Origin of the sequence: Virgibacillus natechei (assembly GCF_026013645.1) — a bacterium.
In the GTDB taxonomy this organism is placed as follows: domain Bacteria; phylum Bacillota; class Bacilli; order Bacillales; family Amphibacillaceae; genus Virgibacillus_L; species Virgibacillus_L natechei.
Window position 1 is genome coordinate 2,467,424 of record NZ_CP110224.1, and the last position, 20,286, is coordinate 2,487,709.

The window sequence follows — 20,286 nt, forward strand, 5'->3', positions numbered from 1 at the left end:
CCACCTCCCTTTATGAATAGGATATGTAATAATTCGTTTAACGAGTGGGTTAGCATACTAGGGCCTTTAAGATTAGGCAAATTATTGGTAGCTTATTTTTTAAAAAATTAGTGTGATTCCCATTGTTTGCCCAGTACTCTTTTTATTTAGAGCATACATTATTAATGGAATTAATTTAGAAAAGAGGTGTAAAAATGGCTCCTGATAAAGAAAATTTCTCTAAACGCCGCCATTCATCATTTGATGATCTGCTCAATAGTATGGATTCATTTCTCAACGGATCCTTTAATCATTTCAATTCCTTTATGAATCCCAAATTTGTCGTTCAAACCTATGAGACGGATACCAATGTTGTGATTAAAGCAGAATTACCTGATATAAATCGTGACCAAATTCAGCTAGAAATCATCAGGAATCAAGTACGAATTTCCGTTGAAAACGATACAGACCTTACAGAAAAAAAAGATTCTAATAAGCAGCTTTTTAATCAACAAGCTTCTCAACGGATGGAACGCACCATCTCCCTACCCTTTATTATTTCAGAAGAAGATACTAAAGCCAGATATAGAAATGGGATATTAAAAATTTCCACCCCAAAAAATAAAGAAACAAGAAAGTTTATTAAAATAAACGAATAAAACAAGTAACGCATGAGGTTGTTGTATACCTCATGCGTTACTTTCAGTCAATTAATTGTTTTGCCGGATTTTCCACTACCAGAAGAAAAATGGAAGTAAGGCTAGTGTAGCAATAGAACCTAGTGCAATTCCAGCCCCCAAGCCCCAAAAACCAAATCCAAATCCACCTAAAGATTTACCACCAAGCGACTGCAAATATACGCAGCGCCCGTCAACATGACCAATTATACCTCGGTGCCTTTTTCCATCTTTTGTAGTTATTTCAACAGCTCTTCCTTTGTATTTATGGCATAGTTCATTGTAATGTGCAACTGACATTATCTCACCCCCCCATATCGCATCAAAACCCTATGACATCATATGTACGAATACGAACTTACGTAAAGGCTAATGCAATGGATGTAAAATAAAGTCTAATATAGGTCGACCCTTCATTCTCTTACCAATTTAGCCGAAAAACCTATACAATCTGGGTTTCTATCCATATCAATAATGGTTGATTAACATATAGTAAGGATTATGGAGGTGTTGTATCAATGAGTGGTGCTGTTGCAGGAGGCTATGGCGGAGGATTTGCCTTTGTTGTAGTATTGTTTATCCTATTAATCATCGTTGGCTCTTCTGTCGGAGGATACGGCTTTTAGTAGTTAACTATAAATGAAACCAAAGTAGCAAATTTCTAGGAGGAGTTTATATGTCATTTTGTGGTTGTGGTGGATATGGACATGGATATGGCGCACCTGTTGCTGGAGGCGGAGGTTTTGCGTTAATAGTCGTGTTATTCATCCTTCTTATCATTGTTGGTGCAGCTTGGTTCTAAACCGTTTTTAAAGTATATTAGATAAATAGAATTACGATATGAGAATTAAATCTTTTAAATCCATCGCAGGCTGCGAATTGTGACAGCCTGTGATTTTTTTTGCATAAAGTGAAACTTCATTCAGTTGGGGTTTTACGACATACATGTTTTCGATGGGGCAAGTAATCGCAGTCCTAGGACATGCGTATTCAGTCGACCTCTCCGTATGGAATCGATGGAAAAAATGCCTAACTTTTTAGGGTAGGATTTCTTTGCAAGTATTGATAATTTAGCAGATGTCAGAGTGGATATATATGACTTAGATACAGAGTGTTTTTTGTGATAATTTATGAAACTGCGAATATAATAAACTGATTGTCTTTAAACATCGGTAATATAAACAAGGCATTGGAAATATGATGTAGCTTTTATCGGTGCTCCGTTCGACATTGGAACAACATACCGTGCAGGTACCAGATTCGGCCCTGAAGTCTTATGACGAATTTCAAAACTATATGATACCTACAGCTTTGAACTAGGTGTGGATCTAAAGGAATCCTTAAAAATGTGTGAAGTTGGAGATATTTTTACGATAGCAAATATTGAAAAGGATTTTGACCAAGTCTATAAAGCTGTCTCCCATGTGTTCAATCAAGGAACGTTTCCTGTATTGCTTGGTGGTGACCATTCTATCGGCTATCCATCCCTAAGGGCTATTGCTGACAATATGGATGGAAAAGTTGGTATTATTCACCTCGACCGCCATCTTGATCTTCAGGAATAAGATATGGATAAACGTATGCATACAACGCCTTGGTTTCACGCCAGCGATATCCCAAACCCTCCACCAGAAAATCTCGTCCAAGTTGGAATCGGTTGATGACAGGTACCTAGAGATGCAGTAGAAAATGTGTGGAAATTTGATACGACTGTTATTACGATTGATGATATCGAAAGACTCGGTGTAATAACAATTCTTTTTTACGGTGGGACGAGTAACCGCAATCTCAATCTTTTAGTAAACAGCTTAAAATAATGATGTAAGAATACCAACCTGCTTCTACCCTTATGGCGACAGGTGTTTAATCCAAGTATTCTAATAAAGGAGTTGTGATAATTGAAATGAATGCTATCGAAATAAAAAACGTGACCTATCGCTATCAAAACAATATGGATGCTTTAAAAGATCTTACATTACGCATTCCACATGGAGCAAAAGTAGCAATATTAGGACCAAACGGCGCGGGGAAGTCTACCTTATTACATCATTTGAATGGATTAAAGATTCCGAACGAAGGATCTGTTTCGATAATGGGCAATCCCTTAACGAAAAAAACGGCACTCTCTATCCGTAAACATGTAGGACTAGTCTTTCAAGATCCTGATGATCAAGTATTTTCCGAAACTGTTTGGGAGGATGTGGCATTTGGACCACGTAATTTAGCCATGACGGAAGAAGAAATTGAAGAAGTATGTGGAGCTGCTTTAGGAAATGTAGGAATGTTGGAGCATAAAGACAGAGCGCCCTATCATTTAAGCTATGGACAAAAGAAAAGAGTGGCTATTGCTGGTATTCTTGCAATGGGACCAGAGATCGTGATACTAGATGAGCCTATGGGATTTTTAGATCCTGCTGGTCAAGATGATATCGCAGGACTCCTGCAAGGATGGAACTATATGGGCAAAACAATACTATTGTCCACACACGATGTAAACTTTGCTGCTTCGTGGGCCGATATGGTTGTCCTCCTAAAGAACGGAGAACTTCTAGTGGCAGGTAATGTAGATTTGTTAGTAGAAGAGAAGTGGCTTAGAAAGGCAGATTTGCATCTACCTATCATTGCTAGGTTATTTAAATTGATCCCAGAACTGGCGACTGATACGCTCCCCAAAAATGAATTTGAAGCATCACGTATGCTATTCAAACTATTAAATGATCAAGATTAGAAAACCCTTATGCTTTGAAGTGCAAGCTTTATGATAATAGCCAAAGCCGTATTTACGACGCACAAATGTTTTCGATGGGGCGAGCATTCACGCGCAGTCCCAAGACTATAAAATCCCTTATCCATATGGATTCTTAAACACCAAACATCATCAAACTGAAAATCATGTACCGTATGAAATGAAGAACAAAAGCGCAAGCGCCCGTTTAGCAACGTACAAACTGGAGCACTTCGCAATGAGATAAAGGAAACACGACGAACGAAGTGAGTCGATGTTGACTTATCGTAGTGGAGGAGTGTGAAGTTTGATAGTTGCTGGGCGCTGGAGCTGGACGTGGCTATTCCAGTGTATAAGTTATCCACAGCTTTTAAATTCTATAGTTTCCTATGCAAACAAAAAACCGTTTATAACGACCTTTATACCTCAATTCCCTAACTTCCTTTACTCCTAGAACATAATTTCCATAAGGAAGACCGTGTTAAACCTACGCGGTCTTTCTTATGGTTCTACATTGAATGATACCTTCATTTATTAATTATCAGTGGACAGGCATAATAAATCGGGTATTTCAATATAGTTATTGGAGTAGCAAAAGGTTCAGTTCAGTATAGGAGGGAGGATCGTTATTTTTGCATATTGCTGACGGTGTGTTAAGTTTTTCTGTTGCTATTACGACAACAGTTGGTGCAGTTGGCATATTGGCTTATTCTCTAAAAGGGACGAAAGAAGAAGAAATCCCCAAAATAAGCCTTCTTTCTGGTGCTTTTTTTGTTGCTTCCTTAATTAATATTCCTATTGGCCCTACTTCCGTTCATCCACTATTAGGAGGTTTCCTCGGATTAGTTCTTGGTCGCCGTGCTCCTTTTGCTATATTTATTGGCCTTATACTTCAAGCTATTTTATTTCAACATGGCGGAATTAGTACGTTTGGTGCCAATACATTATTAATGTCTATACCAGCCCTGTGCATCTATTGGCTCACCATTTTCTTAAATAAATTTCACTTATTTTGGAGAGGGTTTATTGCGGGTTTTTCAGCCATTCTTATCGGTGTTGGTTTACTAATCATTCTCCTTCTATTCTCTGATCAACGATATGGCGAAGGTTCGTTTTCTGTTATTCGAATTGTCGTATTGGCCTATTTCCCTCTCGCATTACTGGAGGGTGTACTAACTGGGTTTTCTGTGAAACATTTACATACCTTGATGCCGCGTTTTTTTGGCATTACCCCTACAATTAATGGAGGTGATAACAAAGAACATGAATAAAATGAACAAAATCCTATTCGTAGTGTTGTGCTTTGGGTTGGTTTCTTCCGCTTTGATTTATCCGAATTCAAATACGGTTTTCGCACATCGAATGATTGTTGAAACGGTAGAAGATGGTCTTATTCATGTTCGCTATGATGATGGTACGGATGCTCCTTTAGCTGTTGTTTCTATATATGATGAGGACGGGAAACAGCTGGTCGAAGGGGAAGTTGATGAAGATGGTTATTTTTACTATGACGAGGAAATAGACGTACATCGTATTGTTGCAGATGACGGAATGGGACATCGAGCATCTTCTGTTAGCGAAGAAGAAGAAAGCATTGTGGAAAAAATTCCACTTTTCATCAGAGCACTCTTAGGTGTGTCCGTATTACTGTTTATTGCTTCCACCTTTTATTTTCGTTCTAATAAAAAAAGAAGTGAGGAATTGTCATGAAAAAAAGAAGTCTGATAGCCTTTATCGGCCTAACCATTGCTTGTTCATTATTTTTTTCTCAAAAGGTTTCAGCACATGAACTATATATTGAAGTAGATGAGTTTACAGATAGTGAAGAGCTACGAGTAGATATCAAATGGGGACATATTCGTGATTATGTTGATCCGGCCGATGTGGAAGATTATCAACTACATGTTCGTTATCCAAATGAGGATGTCGAACAATTGGATTTGGAAGAATCGGGGGTTTATGTCAGAGCATATGTACCGATAGAGGGAGATGGCGATTACGTATTTTGGGCAGAAAGAAAACCGATTACTTACGAGCCAGATGACAGTGTCACCCAACTAAGTAATCAAATGGCGAAACATATCCACCATGTTGGTGATGGAAACTCAACTGCAAATGAAGCTGTTGAGGCAGAACTAGAGGTTATTCCTACTATGAATACGGCCAATTTTTCTACTGGCAATTTTAGTGGGACCATTATTTTGGATGGAGATGAGGTGAACGACGCAACAGTAACAGCGTATGGACCTGAATTCGAAGTACTGGAAACGGTATCCGCTGATGACGGAACGTTTGATTTTACATTCGACTCTGCTGGTAAGTGGTTAATAAGGGTAAATGTAGAAGTTGATGAACCAGGGTCCATTGAAGGTGAAGAATACGAACTTATAAGTCATACTTCAACATTGCTAATCGATACAGAACAACCAGCGGAAGATGAAGCGGGGGATTCTAATATTTGGTCACTTGCCTCCATGCTTGTAGTCGGTTTACTAATTGGAGCTTCTGTAGGAATGCTGATTCTAAGGAGAAAATAACGTTAATTTTACGTAGGTGGTGAGAATAAATTGGCCAATAATGGTGCAGTTGAAGCAGTGACTGGGGTATCAAAATGGGCATTTTCATGGGAACCAAGAGCAAAATTGCTGGCAGCTATCTTTTTCATTTTCGGTGTAATTAGTTTAACCACACCTTCTATTGCCGCTGGTGCATACTTAATATCCATTATTGCAATCCTTTTATCGGGAGTGTCTTTTACGCTATTGTTAAAAAGATACTTAATCATACTACCCTTTCTTTTATTAATGACTGTCCCACTATTATTCGGCCAGGGGCTTTCTTATACATCAGATAATTTATCTTTTGCTACCCTAATCTTCATCAAAGCATTTACATCCATGACAATTATTACGATTGTATTAGATTCACAATCACTTGATCAATTTATGAATGGCCTTGCAGGTTTAAAAATCCCTTCTGTCATGATTACTGTTTTAATCCTCTCCTACCGTTATGTGTTTTTATTTCTGGATGACATTCAGAAGATGCAAACGGCTGCTAAATCGCGTTTCTTTAATGGCGGGGTTCGAATACGTAGTTTGAAAGTTTATGGTCAACTTACCGGTATGCTGCTTATTCGATCACTTGACCGCGCCGATCGAATGTATCAGGCAATGGCATCACGAGGTTTTAATGGACGGTTACGCTTCAAGGAATCACAAAAGATAACGAGATTAGATTTGTTTAAGACAGCCCTCGCTTCTATCATTATCATTTCATTAGTCGTTATTGAAATAGGTTATGTTCGTTGACTCCATTATAAGGGGGCTGTTCGATTTTACATCCCTCTCCATTCCTTTAGAACTTACAAATGCCTCTCCTAATGAGTGGCATTTGTAGTATTATTGATCATTACTAGAAAGCGTTTCACATTTGCTGTAACGCATTATTCATTCGCTCCATCCATTTTCGCAGAAACTGATAATATGGGGGTGAATTGCTGAAAATTCAACGGCTAATTCTTCATTGTACGTGTGTACAGTCAGATTGCGTTCATTCACCATATGCAAACCAAGAACTGTTTCATCTTCAGACAACATCCCGATTGCACGAAAAGAACGTAAAACACCTTTAGGAGAATCCATATCTAATCCCTCTACATCGTATAAGTTCTGTTTTTCCGCTTTCCAGCAAGCCTCGAAACTATATTTGAACCGCTGAAATTCCAGCATCTCTTTGGATAAGAGAAGGAGTTTTAATGTCAACGATTTCTTGAAACGTATCTAAAGCTTTCTCTGCGCTTTGTAGTCGTTCGTGCAATCTCTCCATAAGCTCCCCTCCCCCTATTTTCTCGTTTCTGATTTAGAAAAAGAGATATTTCCCAGTAGCTTCGAATCAGCCGCATAAGGTTAACTGATAGTACATTATTTTGGTTCATTTATTCAAAAACCTCCATTGGCTATCTTCATATCCTAATTATACCATACAGAAAATAATGTAAATAACACAAAACTGCCCTCATACTTAGTATGAAGGCAGTTTGCATTATTTTCTGTTGTATTTATTCCTCAGATCCTCCTTCGATTTGCCAAGAACCATTTCTACGAGGATCTCCTCCGCCGTACATGCCTTGTGTCTCCCCGTTTTCATTAAGGATAACTCCTAGGCCTTGAATACCTCCATAGAAAAGAGGGGAGTCATGTCCAATGACAGAATATCCCATATCACGGAGCCTCTGAGCCGTTTCTTCAGGAAGTGCCTCTTCTACATAAATAACTTCCTCTTCATTATAAAAACGCGGCGCTTCAATGGCTTGTTGCAGGCTAACCCTTTCATCATCTTCGTTAAAAGCATGCTGGTATTGCATAATCGTTTGAAAGAGCATGGCCGGTATACGCCTTCCACCTGGGGTACCTATTCCAAGAATTGGCTGGCCACTCTGTTCAAAGATCAACGGTGATACAAATGATCTCGGTCTTTTTCCAGGTTCATAGCGATTTAAGGATTCGTCGTTCGGACTGAAGTTTTCCATTTGGTTATTGAGAAAGAATCCATTTATATACCTTCCCGATCCATAAAATTCCCCTAACGAATGGGTGGCTGAAACCATCCTTCCCTCTTTGTCTACAATAACAAAGTGTGTGGTATGCCTTGAATCTCCTTCTTCTGCAGGTGAATCAAATAGCGTGGATGTATCTGCTTCCGTTATTTCGTCATATGAAATCTCATCAAACAAATCATCTATATGTGCTTCGCTGGTTAGGACCTCATGATCGATCTGATCATATTGCGGATCACCTAATGTATCCAGACGGTCGTTGTAGGTTATTTTCGTAATCTCATTAATTAAATGCGTATAAACGTGATGCAGTTCTTCATGATTAACTAAGTCCCCAAACGCAAGATTCTCTGGAATATTTTCCTCAGGAAACATTTCCGTAAGGTCTATTCTCTCAGCCATTTTTAATGCTTGAAGTACAACAGTTCCTGACGAAGGTGAAGAACCACCATAAACGACCTGGTTCCCGATTTCTGCTTCAACCGGATCTGATAGTTGTGGTTCATATGCCTCTAAGTCTTCCGCCGTAAAATCTAATTCCTCCTGGAGTGATTCCCCAACTGGCCCACTATAAAAACCATCCGATCGATTTTCCTGGATAAGCCTCAATGTTTCCGCCAGCTCATTTTGCACAAGGTGATCATTGACTGCCAATACCTGGCCGCCAGGAAAGAATAATTCACTTTGCTGTTCATCCAGCTGAAGATAACGTACAGAGCTACTTGTCTGCTGATTAAAAATTTCCCCGACTTGAAATCCTTCCTCGGCTGTTTCTATAGCCGGGGCTAAAAGTTCTTCCCAAGACAACTCGCCATGATTTTCGTGAATAGAATCCATCCCTTTAACGAGACCTGGAACAGCGACCCCTCGTTCTGGCCTCTCCTCACTTTCAGGTGCGGCTTCTCGGTAATCATAGCTGACAGCCCCTTCTTCAGGATCATGATAAAGCATTTGGCCACCACCGCCTATACCCGAGCCATATGGTTCAACAACATTGAGCATAAACGAAACAGCCACAGCTGCATCGATGGCGTTTCCTCCATCTTCAATAATTTGCATACCTACATCTGCAGCTAGCGGATGAAGTGAACTGACCCCGTAAATCTCGACCTGTGGCTCCGCCGTGGCATCATTCGTATTCATGTCATCTTGGCTATCGTTACTATCCACTCCTACAGATTCCACTTGTCTTTCTGTAAAATCTCCACCAGAATACGGTTCTCTGAACGGGTCAAATTCATCTTCAAAATAAAAATTCCAGCCAATTAATCCAATCAAAACAATTCCTGCAATAAGATAGGTGATTTTTAAATCACGTTTGACATTCATGATGTGATTTCCACTCCTTCAAGGACACCTGCTTTGTCTAAGTCAATGTTAAGCCGGCCGTCTTCCACCGTCCACCATTCATTGTCTAACTCCTTCCTCAGAGTCCTGAATATGCGGTAGTCTCGATAAAATTTCGTCAAACCTGCCGTTTCTCTCGGCCGAGTATCTTCAATATACATTGGTACAAACGAAAGTTGTTTGGAACCGTCATCCAAGAAATCAAGTTGAGCGATAGCGGATTCCTTCGTGCGGGTCCAGCCCTGATCGAACACGAAATTCCCCATGCTATTCATAACTATTGCGCGATTTCCATCTACTCCTTCGACGACAGTGACAGGTTCCAGTACATGCGAGTGATGTCCAATGATAATATCTGCGCCATAATTGGCTAAGTATTGAGCACGTTCCTCTTGAGTGTCATTGGATCCAACCTGGTACTCATCCCCCCAATGAATATGGACAATAACAACATCTGCCTCACCTCCACCGTCTTCTTCAGCAGCTTTTGCTTGAAGCAGGCGATTCCTTAGCTCCATCAGCCCTTCATTCTGTGGTGTGAATACGCCTCCTACGTAGTCCTGAGCACTGAACCCTTGTACAAAAACATCCGTAAAGCCAATGATGCCCGCTCGAACGTCGTCATTGATGTCAAAATAGGACATTTCAGCAGCATCAGTTGCCCCTTCCTCTATTTCCTCATCCGAAAGGTTCATAGCATCACCGATTCCCACTGTCTCAATTGGCGCATCTTCAATATGTTCCAGCGTTTGCTGAAGCGATAAATCACCGAAATCAAGTGCATGATTATTGGCAAAGCTAACAGAATCAAATCCTGCATTTACAAGCGCATCCATAGCCCATGGTTCTGAATAAATATGGATATCTTTATTATGCAGTTCTGCATCGTCCATCACTGCAGCTACTTCTTCGTCATCAACATTTAGTATCGGGGTTTCAAAATTTCCTGTAACATAATCCGATTCCTCAAAAAAAGGGTGAACATAGTCAAAAACACGGTCAATCGGTTCATTACTTCGTATCGCAGCGTCATGTACATGGCGTCCCATCATCATATCACCCACCATGGACATCCGATACTCTACATTATCCGGCCTGGTATCAGATGGCGGGGATGCAGAAAAGAACAACTGATGACCGAAGAAGGGAATAGCCAACACAATGAGCGCAATGATCGAATGAAGCAATGCTTTGTCACGATGGCGAATCGTCCACAATTTTAGTCTTTCTTTAAAAGATAATTCTTTCGACATTTTTTAATGCACCTACTTTTGAAAACTTGGCTTTGTTAAAGGGATTCTTAGAAAGCATTCTTTGCTTTATTAGAAACCCTTATACTTTGGAGTGCAAGCTTTTATGGCAAAGCCTTAGTTGCACTTACGACGCACAGGACGTGCTAGTACTGGCGTTGTCACAAATCTCTTCGGTGGGGTGAGCATTTACGCGCAGCCCCAGGACGTGACGGTTTTAGCCAGTGAGCAGAAAAGGAAGTTGTAAACTTTCTTTTCTACCTAAAATAAATGGTAAATAGTAATAATGACAAATGTAAAAAAGGCAATGATAAATGTTGATGAGAATGTGGGAAGAACTCCCTGTTTATGAATCGAATTGGCTATTAATCCAGGCACAATAACCCCTATCCCTCTTAACTCCATCATCGGAAATGGTGTTAGCGGATAGAGATAATCCATCCCCATTTTCAGCAATACCCCTACAGTCAGCATGGCCGCAAACTTGCGCCGTCCATATAATACGGTCATTCTCCCTATTACCTGTGTGACAATGAGATATGTCAGTAAACTGATCACTGCCACAACGACAATGTACAATAATTGATCGAAAACAAGAGCAAGATATCCCGGGACAACTAGGCCTGCGGGGACAATTCCTGTTTTTTCAGCATATAACAGGGAAAACAGAACCCCTATAATAATAGCAATATACAAATCTGTTCCAAACACGTTTCTGCCAACTCCTTCATTTAAATCCTGCCCCGTATCCCATTTCCTTCTATCTCTGTTTAAGAGGATGCTCAAAAATCCCAGTGACTGACATATTGTAGATAGGGGGTCTTCTACTTTGCCCGCGCACGGCAATAGTCAACTGTAGAGTTAGACAACAAACCCACTACGGGTACTGCGCTGTCTTGAACCTCTTGTCTCCTTTTTAAACACGCACTTTAAGAAGGCGTTTGGGCAAAAGCATTTTCTTTTTTGAGTGATTTAAGGTTATTTTGTTTCTCCATTACTGTATCATCGGTAACGTTTATTTTCTCCAATTCCTGTCGTTCAATGGCGTCCGCTAGTTCTTGGCCACCCCCGTGGATATTTCCGATGCCATAAATCGAGCTTTTTTCCGGCAATTCCCTAATCTTCGCCAAGATTTGCTCGGTCGATTGTTTTTCAAGATTAATAAGCTTATTTACTGGCAGTTTTCCACTCTCATATGCTTGTACAACCGAATCAACACCTTTCCCTGTCAAAATAAGGGTATCGGCGTTTATTTGGGGGAGCACCTCTTCAGAAAACTGGATTGTTCGACCTACACGATCGTCCCGGCAATTCATGATCACCACATTATGTTCGCAGGGGTAGTCTTGATCCTGTATTTTGTTCCAAATGTTAATGGTAGAAGTGGTATCATTTGCTGCAAAGCCGTTAAAGAAAAAGCTCGGAGCTGTTTCTTTACCAAATGCATGAACCCGCATTGCACCTGGATCCACGGGCGCGTTAAGCATACCACGAAGTGCAACATCACGGTCAATCTCAAGAATATCAGCAACAGCTAAACCAATCGCAGCATTTTCGGCAAACATCATAAATGGGAATTCAGTTAAATACGCTTCATCGATGAGATCCGTATCTGCGACGACTACTTCACTACCGCGGCTCTCAGCTATCTCCGCAAAATAATGATGATAGCTTGTAGGAGGGATGACGACGTAACCATTATGGGGAATCGTTCGGCCAAATGCTTCCGCAATCTGGTCAATAGTAGGCCCCATGACATCTAAATGGTCTTCCATTACATTCGTAATAACCGTGATATTCGCCTTCACAAAACGTTCTTGAAAGACATTCTGGTATTCTGGATTCACAGCCATACATTCTGTCACAAATGCGTTCACCCCACGTCTTGCTACTTTATTAACCATTACCTTTTGCTCGGATATATTTGGTCCTTGCAGACTTCGAATGATTGGTTCCTCTTCCTCTTTGTCCCAATAAAATAAACGCGGGGACGTACCAGTCGTTTTACCAGCTACACGCTGTTTATCTTCTTTAATAATTCCCATTAGCAATCGTGTTACGGTAGATTTACCTCTAATACCGTTAACGAGGATCCTTGTGGGAATTCGTTTTATATTCCTATCCAATTTATTTCGTTCACGGATCCCTATGTATAAAACAATTGCGGCAAAAAATGTCAAATAAATCAGTTCATTCATTTTAAACCTCCTATTAATCTATAAAAGTATACTACTTTCATCATAAATCGACAAATAAAAAGACCCTCTCACGATAATCTAAAATCTCAGTTTACTAGATACAAACTAAGCTATCTCGTCTCTGTTTTCAATTAGTTGCTAAAGGCTAATTTACAGCATTCTTGTTCAACATTGATTAGAAAACTTGGCAGTAGGAAAGTTTATAAGGTCCTATCTGCTGAAAAAACGGGCAGCGTAAACAGATATACGCTGCCCGAATCACTGTCATGGAAACAATGATTTTGTTTTCATGCCCTTTCCCTAACGATTAAAAACACAGTATATTCAATCAAGATTTTCTATGTTTTTAAAAGAAAAATGGAGCTTTCTTCTCACTAACTCTCTTTCCAAAACCCGAATGAAGTCTTGATTTAAATCAAGATCCAATGCTTTTTTATACGAATCAATCAAAAGCTTATCGGATAGATATTCCATACTGCACCCCCTCTCCTCATGAAATTTGAAAAAGTGGTTTCCGCATCACCTCCTTTCAATAAGATAGCTTGGCATTCGCCAAGCCTTAAGGCGAGCATTTACACGCACAATTATTTTCGATGGGGCGAGGAATCGTAGTCCCAAATGTATTCGATGGGACAAGCATTTACGCGCAGTCCCAAGACGAGACAGTTTTATCCAATGAAGCTGAAAAAATATGGATACATTTTTCACTGGTTAGAAAACTCGCCATTCGTTTAAGGGAATTTTAAAAAGCGTTCTTTGCTTTCTTATCTGCAAATAAAAAAAGCATATCAGAAAGAGTAAGGTCGAGTGAATCTGTTTAAATTTGACCTGATTCTTTGATATGCTTGTTGTTTACATCTTTTCATACGAGTGGTTGCTCCTGAATCAATTTTCTCAAAGTTATAAACTATGCGCAAATTATTGGACATGGATCAACATGCAACCCCTTATCGCGGGAAAATAGTCATAATAGTAATTATTCCAACTATTAAGAAGGCAGTAGTGAACATTCTAGCGAAAATTGGGATCGACATTCCAGTATTTCCTACCAGTAAAAAATGATATTATCGAACGTAGCGGGGACAGAGTCAAGTACCATAAGTCATACTTCAACTAATAACCATAACTATTTCTATAACAAGATTTTTAACTAAATATAATGTAAACTAAAAGTAAGTAGAATACCTAGAACGGGTTCTTTAATTAGCAGATAAGTTATTCCTTCCTGCTTATGTGCTAGGTTTCGGTCAATCATCATTAATGCGCTTACCATTAAATACCCCATTTATAAAAATTGAAACAGGTCATCTATTTAAGTAGAATTTAATAATGAAGGAATATGGGTCAACCGATGCACGCCCTTATTCCCCTATATAGTCGCATCGTTTCCTAACAAACTTCCGAATAGCTTCTCTGAATTTCCATGTATTACGTTTCTTTTATATGTCGGTATAATCACAATATGGTACATGCAATTCCATTTTATATGTATGTAATAAAGCATTTTCTTTTAGGGTTTCTGCGCATAGCGTGGGACTTAATCTGGAGTAAAAATTTGGTTAAACTCATGAGTGGTGTCAACCTACCAGTAAAACATGAGTGAGGATGATCATATAAAGCAAAATGCCTCCTATTCCTTTAGACCAGCAGGTGAATGTCCGCCTACTTGGTATGACGAACCCTTTGTGGGCCAATATAAACTTCATTGTTTTTATGAACCAATAGTAGCAGAATGTGAAGAGTATTTATAATACGTTCTTACTATAAACTATTTTCAGCAGGCCAGCCCCTTTCCCCATTATTAACTACGTGCTAAACGTCTTTCACTTTCTCTTGCTCTTTGATAAAAAGTACCATGTAGAGTGCCTCATAAGCAGATGGTGATTGATCACTAGCGGAAGTGTACAGTAACCCTTCAAAAGTCAGAACATTCAACTCTTGCCCGATTTACTGTAACTGCACCAACATGTAACATACCTAACTTCCCTTCCGCTTCTACTTCTGCTCTAAGCAATCTTGCTAAGAAGTTAATATCCGCTGCCAAAAAATAAAGCATAAATTTTCCTGTTTGGAAAACTTATGCTTTACGTCACATTATAAAATAAAAAAACCACCAACATTATGTATTGGTGGAGACGGTGGGACATGCTCTTCCATGCTTTCGACATGGCACTGACTATATCTTGAACCTGATTGTATCAGGTTCTTCGGCGTCTTATGCAAAATATAAATTTACCTTTTCCAGGCAGCATTTCGCATCTTAGTACTACCAAGTTTGGCAGCCTATAAGTCGATACATGGCTATTGGATTGCTCCACACACCACTCGGTATTGCCCTATTGCTGAATGTCGTTAAAAACTTTAGCACTTTAACATAGTGGGGACAACCCCCTCACATGAGCAACTTAGGTTTCACCGATAAAGCCGAATTTTCACTTTTGTATTACTACAAAAGGCGACTAATTACTAATCGAACCCACGTCCAGAGATATCGCCACTCAGGCTTCTACACGCATAGTTGATATATTATCATTCGCTATCATGTCAGCCTACCAACAGGCTTCCAAGTAGCTAGTCTGATTCATTTCAACTATCATCCTCAGACGGTGAATGACAGTGTAGCCCGCTTCATTTGAGACCCTTCTATCTGCCACACGGGCGATAGCAGGAAGGATCGCTTAAGTCAGCTTATGCAGCTGCTAAAGCTGGTGTATTGTTTTCTTTGCCAGTTATATTTAGGCGATAACGTTTTACGAGCCGTAACCTCGACGCGCAACCTGAGCTCAATCTATCCCTGTCGAATCCGTAACGTCCCCATAAATGAGTAACGCTCAGAATTTATATTGAGCATTTAATTATATATTTCCTCTAACCAACTACAGTATTCATTATAGCATAAATACGATTGAAGTCAAGGCCTGGAAGGTTTTACAAGCCTTATTCCTTCGTATGCTCCTTAATCGCTCTATCTGCATCACGTTTCATTTGTTTTCGTTTTAAATCTTCTCGCTTGTCGTATTTCTTTTTCCCTTTTCCAAGTCCAATCAACACTTTGGCAACACCGTTTTTGATATAAATTTTCAATGGGATGAGTGCATAACCCTGCTGCTGTGTTAATCCGATTAATTTATCAATCTCTTTACGGTGCATTAGCAATTTCCTTGTTCGTGTTGGGTCATGATTAAACCGATTCCCTTGCTCGTATTCTGCAATATGCAAATTAATAAGTCTTATCTCTCCACGATCTATTCTTGCATGGGAATCCTTAATGTTGATCCTTCCTGAACGTATTGACTTTATTTCCGTTCCTTGTAGAACAATCCCTGCTTCATATGTTTCTTCAATGGTAAAATCATGGGATGCTTTCCTATTTTGTGCAATTGCATTTCCTTTACCTTTTGGCATGGTGTTTCCTCCTACTACTTACATGGGATCTATTTTACCAAATAATTGTTGGGATTCCAATCAGAAAAGCTATTTCACTGTTAAATAAGAAGCACTAAACTTATCGCCATAACAGCCATTCCACTTATTACCCCATAGATTGAAATATGGGATTCGTCGTATTTTTTGGCAGCCGGCAATAGTTGATCCAATGAAATAAAGACCATTATTCCACCTACTCCTGCAAAAATGATACCAAATGTTACACCATTTAAAAATGGCATTAGAAATAGAAATGCAACTACTGCACCCGCCGGCTCAGCTAATCCTGATAAAAATGATAATTTAAAAGCTTTTTTCTTATCATTTGTTGCATAGTATACCGGAACCGATATTGCAATGCCTTCAGGTATATTGTGAATAGCCACAGCTATTGCTATTGCAAGACCTAAAGACGGATCCTGTAATGTGGATACGAATGTAGCAATGCCTTCAGGAAAATTATGAATAGCTATTGCTATCGCCGTATATCCCCCCATTTGTAATAATGCAGGATCCTTGATCGCTTTTCCTGGATCTTTCATGTCTTCTACTTTTTTTAACTCATGTGGGTTTGATTGCTTTGGGATAAACTTATCTATTAATGCTATAAATATCATACCTGCAAAAAATGAAATAACGGTTAACCATATCCCATTTTGTTCTCCAAGTTCCGCAACAAGCGCATCTTGAGCTTTTGGAAATATGTCGATCATCGATACGTAAATCATAACACCTGCTGAGAACCCTAATGCAAACGATAGAAATTTCGTATTGGTTGTTTTTGCAAAAAAAGCAATAAAGCTTCCTATCCCTGTAGCAAGTCCAGCGAACAACGTAAATAGAAATGCTAATAATACATCTGATCCCACTAAACTCACTCCTTTGCAAACGACATCTTATTAAACTGCAATAAGTAACTATTTTTACTAAATTGATTATTAGTATTAACTTACACGTCAGTTGTTATCACTCTAAGATGAAGTTTATAAGAGGATAAATTATATGTCAACAATTATTTTTCCCTAGTCCAACTTTTGAACACGCTTATTAATGAAAAAGATGAACCGAACATCGTTCTGGCTCATCCTTTCATTTCATTTACTTATTTTTCTTTTTTCGTTTTTTCGTTTTCGTTTCTTTTTTCTGCCGTGGAGGCTTTGGTGGCTTCGATTCTTCTGATTTAACCAATTCAAAATCAACGGTTCGTTCATCGATGTTAACACTTACTACTCGTATCTCTACTTCGTCACCAATACGGTAAATATTTGCTGTTCGCTCCCCGATAAGTGCAAGACTTTTTTCATCATAATTATAATAATCGTCTGTCAAGTTACTAACATGGATAAGCCCTTCCACGGTATTTTCTAATTCTACGAACATACCAAAGCTCGTTACAGATCCAATAATACCTGTAAATTCCTCACCAATTTTGTCTTGCATATATTCTGCTTTTTTCAAATCATCTGTCTCTCGTTCCGCATCTACTGCAGTACGTTCCTTGTCAGATGTGTGTCTTGCTATTTCTGGAAGACTTTCCTTCCATTGTCGAATTGTTTTCTCATCCAAATTTTTATCGATTAAATATTCTCTGATCAATCGATGGACAATTAAATCAGGATATCTACGAATTGGTGATGTGAAATGTGTATAGAATTCAGTAGCTAACCCGAAATGTCCTATACCCTGTGGATCATATTTTGCCTGTTTCATCGAACGAAGCATTAGCTTGGATACAATCATTTCCTCTGGTTTACCCTGTACGTCATCTATTACTTGTTGCAATGCTTGTGGATGAATCTCGTTTGCTGTTCCTTTCACAGAGAGACCTAGACTGCCCAGGAATTCAAAAAAGCTTTGTAATTTACTTTCATCAGGGTCTTCATGAATGCGGTGAATAAATGGAACATCCATCCAATGGAAATGTTCAGCTATCGTTTCATTCGCCGCTAACATGAATTCCTCAATTAAACGTTCACCGACAGAACGCTCACGTAATACAACGTCTTCTGCTTTCCCTTTTTCATCAACCAGTACCTGAGCTTCTTTAAAATCAAAGTCGATAGCACCCCGACCCATTCGCTTGCCGCGTAATATCGATGCAAGACTTTCCATTTGTTCAAACATGGGTACTAAAGAATTAAATTTTTCCCTTGTTTCTTCATCTTTATCGGCTAATATTTTGTTAACGTCCGTATATGTCATCCGTTCCGTAGTCTTTATCACACTTTGAAAGATCTCATGATTAACCACTTCACCAGCGGACGTAATTTCCATCTCACACCCAAGCGTTAATCGATCAACGCGAGGATTCAATGAACATATTCCATTAGAAAGACGATGTGGAATCATTGGAATGACTCGATCAACTAAATATACGCTTGTCCCACGTTCGAAAGCTTCTTTATCCATTGCCGAATCTCTATCCACATAATAAGTGACGTCCGCTATATATACACCAAGCTTGTAATTCCCGTTATCAAGCTTCTTGACCGTAACTGCATCATCCAAATCTTTTGCGTCCGCGCCATCAATTGTCACGATAACCTCATCACGTAAGTCGCGCCGATTCTGAATTTCATCTTCGGTAATCGCCTCCGGTGCATGAGCAGCCTGATCCAATACTTCTTCAGGAAAATCTACTGTAATCCCATGTTTATGGATAATCGAAATAATATCGATTCCTGGATCATTTTTATGCCCGAGAATGTGAATGATTTCTCCTTCTGCACTTTTTCGGCCCTCTGGATACTTCGTAATATGTGCAATAACTTTATGACCACTGACTGCACCATTTGTCACGCTTTTCGGGATAAAAATATCATTTGGAATACGTTTATCATCCGCAATAACGAAGCCAAAAGCGCGGTTATCTTCATATGTTCCAACCACTTGTAATGTAGCTCGCTCTAAAATTCGTATGACGGTTCCTTCTGGGCGTTTGTCATTGTCATCTTTCGTTTCCAAACGAACGAGCACTTTATCCTTGTTCATAGCTGAAGCTAAATCAGAAGGATTAATGTATACATCTGTTTGATTTTCATCATCTGGAATTAAGAAAGCAAATCCCTTGGCATGCATTTGGATTCTTCCGCGAACAAGATTCATCTTTTCGGGCAGACCGAAGCGGTTTTTCCGTGTGCGAACAAGTTCTCCTTCTTCCTCCAGTTTATTTAGTGCTTTGACAAATTCCTTGAAATCTACTGCATCATCAATTTCCAATGCTTCTTCTAATTCATCAACTGCTAATGGTTTCGTCCCTGTCTCTTTAAAAAATGTAAGTATATTATCTTTCATTTGTTCACCTTCTTTCATAAGTATTGTTAACTTTTTTCTGAGAATTTAATCATTCTTTCCAATCAAGTGTTTCTAAGAATTGATAAATATCCTCAAACAGCTGATCCTTTTCCTTATCTAAGGTGATCACATGGCCAGATTCCTCATACCATTTCAAATCTTTCTCATCGGCTTCTACATTTTCGTAAATGTATGTAGCGCTTTCTGTGTTAATCATTTGATCTTTTCTAGCCTGGATCACATAGGTTGGTGTGTAAATCGTATCAACATTCGATTTCACTTCATTAATGAGGTTGGCAAGCTTGTCAAATACAGCTGTTGATTGTTCCATTACATCCGTTAGTTCCTGTTTAATGGTAGCTTCATCTTTTCCTTCTAATTGCTTGTATTCTTTTGAGAATTGTTTAAAGCCTTGAGTTAGTTGTGTTTCATTATCAAAAAACATTGGTGTGCACATCGGAATAACTGCCTTTAATTTCTCAGAATAAGCCAGTTTTAATCCTAAGACCCCTCCCAGTGAAAGGCCGGCCACTGCTATTTCATCATAGCCTAGTTCGCGCAAGTGCTCAAAAGCTTTTGTAACATCCTCCCACCATTCATCTGGATTGGATTCAATCAATTCCTCTGGTGGCACTCCATGCCCACGATAAATTGGTGCATGACTTGTATAGCCTTTCTTCTCTAGAAATCTTCCAAGCATTCGAACATCGGCAGAATGTCCCGTTAAGCCGTGTAATAGTAAAACCGCTCGGGGTCCTGCTTCCATTGTAAATGGTTCTGGTTGTTTGACTTTCACTTCATTACATCTCCCTACTCTTTTTCTATTATTTAC

Annotated in this window: 20 protein-coding genes, 1 other RNA gene and 3 pseudogenes; 10 read left to right on the plus strand and 14 right to left on the minus strand. The window is 39.3% G+C overall.

From position 1 onward, the window contains the following. Nucleotides 1-194 precede the first annotated feature (194 nt). Nucleotides 195-638 carry an Hsp20/alpha crystallin family protein gene (locus OLD84_RS12805; protein ID WP_209462661.1) on the plus strand — a complete coding sequence of 148 codons (444 nt, stop codon included), beginning with the start codon at nucleotides 195-197 and terminating at the stop codon, nucleotides 636-638. 75 nt (nucleotides 639-713) lie between these two features. On the opposite strand, the gene OLD84_RS12810 is transcribed toward OLD84_RS12805, so the two are convergent. Beyond that, entirely contained in the window at nucleotides 714-956 is a 243-nt protein-coding gene (locus OLD84_RS12810; RefSeq protein ID WP_209462660.1) for a hypothetical protein, read from the minus strand. 218 nt (nucleotides 957-1,174) lie between these two features. On the opposite strand from OLD84_RS12810, the gene OLD84_RS12815 reads away from it, so the two are divergent. The 8 genes and pseudogenes from OLD84_RS12815 (at nucleotide 1,175) to cbiQ (ending at nucleotide 6,692) form a co-directional block, all read left to right on the plus strand. Next, on the plus strand, nucleotides 1,175-1,282 hold the full coding sequence (locus OLD84_RS12815) for a YjcZ family sporulation protein (RefSeq protein WP_209462659.1): 108 nt from the start codon (nucleotides 1,175-1,177) through the stop codon (nucleotides 1,280-1,282). Between the two features lie 50 nt (nucleotides 1,283-1,332). After that, on the plus strand, nucleotides 1,333-1,458 hold the full coding sequence (locus tag OLD84_RS12820) for a YjcZ family sporulation protein (protein WP_209462658.1): 126 nt from the start codon (nucleotides 1,333-1,335) through the stop codon (nucleotides 1,456-1,458). A gap of 409 nt (nucleotides 1,459-1,867) precedes the next feature. Next, nucleotides 1,868-2,221 (plus strand): annotated as a pseudogene (locus OLD84_RS12825) (arginase family protein). A 338-nt stretch (nucleotides 2,222-2,559) separates the two neighbouring features. After that, on the plus strand, nucleotides 2,560-3,384 hold the full coding sequence (locus tag OLD84_RS12830; protein WP_209462657.1) for an ATP-binding cassette domain-containing protein: 825 nt from the start codon (nucleotides 2,560-2,562) through the stop codon (nucleotides 3,382-3,384). 629 nt (nucleotides 3,385-4,013) lie between these two features. Then, a complete protein-coding gene (locus tag OLD84_RS12835) occupies nucleotides 4,014-4,652 on the plus strand; it encodes a CbiM family transporter (protein WP_209462656.1) in 639 nt (212 codons plus the stop codon). Continuing rightward, complete coding sequence (locus OLD84_RS12840; protein ID WP_209462655.1) at nucleotides 4,645-5,091, plus strand: hypothetical protein; 447 nt, start codon at nucleotides 4,645-4,647, stop codon at nucleotides 5,089-5,091. The genes OLD84_RS12835 and OLD84_RS12840 overlap by 8 nt, the downstream gene beginning before the upstream one ends. Beyond that, nucleotides 5,088-5,918 (plus strand): DUF4198 domain-containing protein, encoded by an 831-nt coding sequence (locus OLD84_RS12845; RefSeq protein WP_209462654.1) that lies wholly within the window; start codon nucleotides 5,088-5,090, stop codon nucleotides 5,916-5,918. Before OLD84_RS12840 ends, OLD84_RS12845 begins: the two co-directional genes overlap by 4 nt. 30 nt (nucleotides 5,919-5,948) lie before the next feature. Next, complete coding sequence (gene cbiQ, locus OLD84_RS12850; RefSeq protein ID WP_209462653.1) at nucleotides 5,949-6,692, plus strand: cobalt ECF transporter T component CbiQ; 744 nt, start codon at nucleotides 5,949-5,951, stop codon at nucleotides 6,690-6,692. Nucleotides 6,693-6,830: 138 nt separating this feature from the next. Here cbiQ and OLD84_RS12855 read toward each other — a convergent pair whose 3' ends face one another. The 7 genes from OLD84_RS12855 to sda form a co-directional block, all read right to left on the minus strand. Further along, the gene (locus OLD84_RS12855; RefSeq protein WP_245301526.1) at nucleotides 6,831-7,112 is read right to left on the minus strand and encodes a nucleotidyltransferase substrate binding protein; all 282 of its coding nucleotides are present in this window, start codon (nucleotides 7,110-7,112) and stop codon (nucleotides 6,831-6,833) included. Then, nucleotides 7,084-7,209 (minus strand): hypothetical protein, encoded by a 126-nt coding sequence (locus OLD84_RS12860; RefSeq protein ID WP_264917509.1) that lies wholly within the window; start codon nucleotides 7,207-7,209, stop codon nucleotides 7,084-7,086. Before OLD84_RS12860 ends, OLD84_RS12855 begins: the two co-directional genes overlap by 29 nt. Nucleotides 7,210-7,441: 232 nt before the next feature. Continuing rightward, on the minus strand, nucleotides 7,442-9,268 hold the full coding sequence (locus OLD84_RS12865; RefSeq protein WP_209462651.1) for a gamma-glutamyltransferase family protein: 1,827 nt from the start codon (nucleotides 9,266-9,268) through the stop codon (nucleotides 7,442-7,444). After that, nucleotides 9,265-10,539 (minus strand): CapA family protein, encoded by a 1,275-nt coding sequence (locus OLD84_RS12870; RefSeq protein ID WP_209462650.1) that lies wholly within the window; start codon nucleotides 10,537-10,539, stop codon nucleotides 9,265-9,267. Before OLD84_RS12870 ends, OLD84_RS12865 begins: the two co-directional genes overlap by 4 nt. 258 nt (nucleotides 10,540-10,797) lie before the next feature. Next, nucleotides 10,798-11,247, minus strand: coding sequence for a poly-gamma-glutamate biosynthesis protein PgsC (gene pgsC, locus OLD84_RS12875; protein WP_209462649.1), 450 nt, complete (start codon nucleotides 11,245-11,247; stop codon nucleotides 10,798-10,800). A 218-nt stretch (nucleotides 11,248-11,465) separates the two neighbouring features. Next, the gene (gene pgsB, locus OLD84_RS12880; protein WP_209462648.1) at nucleotides 11,466-12,734 is read right to left on the minus strand and encodes a poly-gamma-glutamate synthase PgsB; all 1,269 of its coding nucleotides are present in this window, start codon (nucleotides 12,732-12,734) and stop codon (nucleotides 11,466-11,468) included. Nucleotides 12,735-13,058: 324 nt separating this feature from the next. After that, on the minus strand, nucleotides 13,059-13,208 hold the full coding sequence (gene sda / locus OLD84_RS12885; protein ID WP_209462647.1) for a sporulation histidine kinase inhibitor Sda: 150 nt from the start codon (nucleotides 13,206-13,208) through the stop codon (nucleotides 13,059-13,061). Nucleotides 13,209-14,359: 1,151 nt separating this feature from the next. Between sda and OLD84_RS12890 the strand changes: the two are divergent. Next, nucleotides 14,360-14,501: pseudogene (locus OLD84_RS12890) on the plus strand (cell wall hydrolase); the annotation flags it as partial. On the opposite strand, the pseudogene OLD84_RS19475 reads toward OLD84_RS12890, so the two are convergent. The 6 genes and pseudogenes from OLD84_RS19475 to OLD84_RS12920 form a co-directional block, all read right to left on the minus strand. After that, nucleotides 14,499-14,790: pseudogene (locus tag OLD84_RS19475) on the minus strand (cell wall hydrolase); the annotation flags it as partial. The pseudogenes OLD84_RS12890 and OLD84_RS19475 overlap by 3 nt on opposite strands. 411 nt (nucleotides 14,791-15,201) lie before the next feature. Continuing rightward, nucleotides 15,202-15,542, minus strand: a transfer-messenger RNA (tmRNA) gene (gene ssrA / locus OLD84_RS12900). 129 nt (nucleotides 15,543-15,671) lie between these two features. Next, nucleotides 15,672-16,139 (minus strand): SsrA-binding protein SmpB, encoded by a 468-nt coding sequence (gene smpB / locus OLD84_RS12905; protein ID WP_209462645.1) that lies wholly within the window; start codon nucleotides 16,137-16,139, stop codon nucleotides 15,672-15,674. A gap of 80 nt (nucleotides 16,140-16,219) precedes the next feature. Next, nucleotides 16,220-17,029 carry a zinc transporter ZupT gene (zupT, locus tag OLD84_RS12910; protein ID WP_209462644.1) on the minus strand — a complete coding sequence of 270 codons (810 nt, stop codon included), beginning with the start codon at nucleotides 17,027-17,029 and terminating at the stop codon, nucleotides 16,220-16,222. Between the two features lie 229 nt (nucleotides 17,030-17,258). Beyond that, nucleotides 17,259-19,454, minus strand: a complete 2,196-nt coding sequence (rnr, locus tag OLD84_RS12915) for a ribonuclease R (protein ID WP_245301516.1) — start codon at nucleotides 19,452-19,454, stop codon at nucleotides 17,259-17,261. A 49-nt stretch (nucleotides 19,455-19,503) separates the two neighbouring features. Then, nucleotides 19,504-20,250 (minus strand): alpha/beta hydrolase, encoded by a 747-nt coding sequence (locus OLD84_RS12920; protein ID WP_209462642.1) that lies wholly within the window; start codon nucleotides 20,248-20,250, stop codon nucleotides 19,504-19,506. Nucleotides 20,251-20,286: the final 36 nt, after the last annotated feature.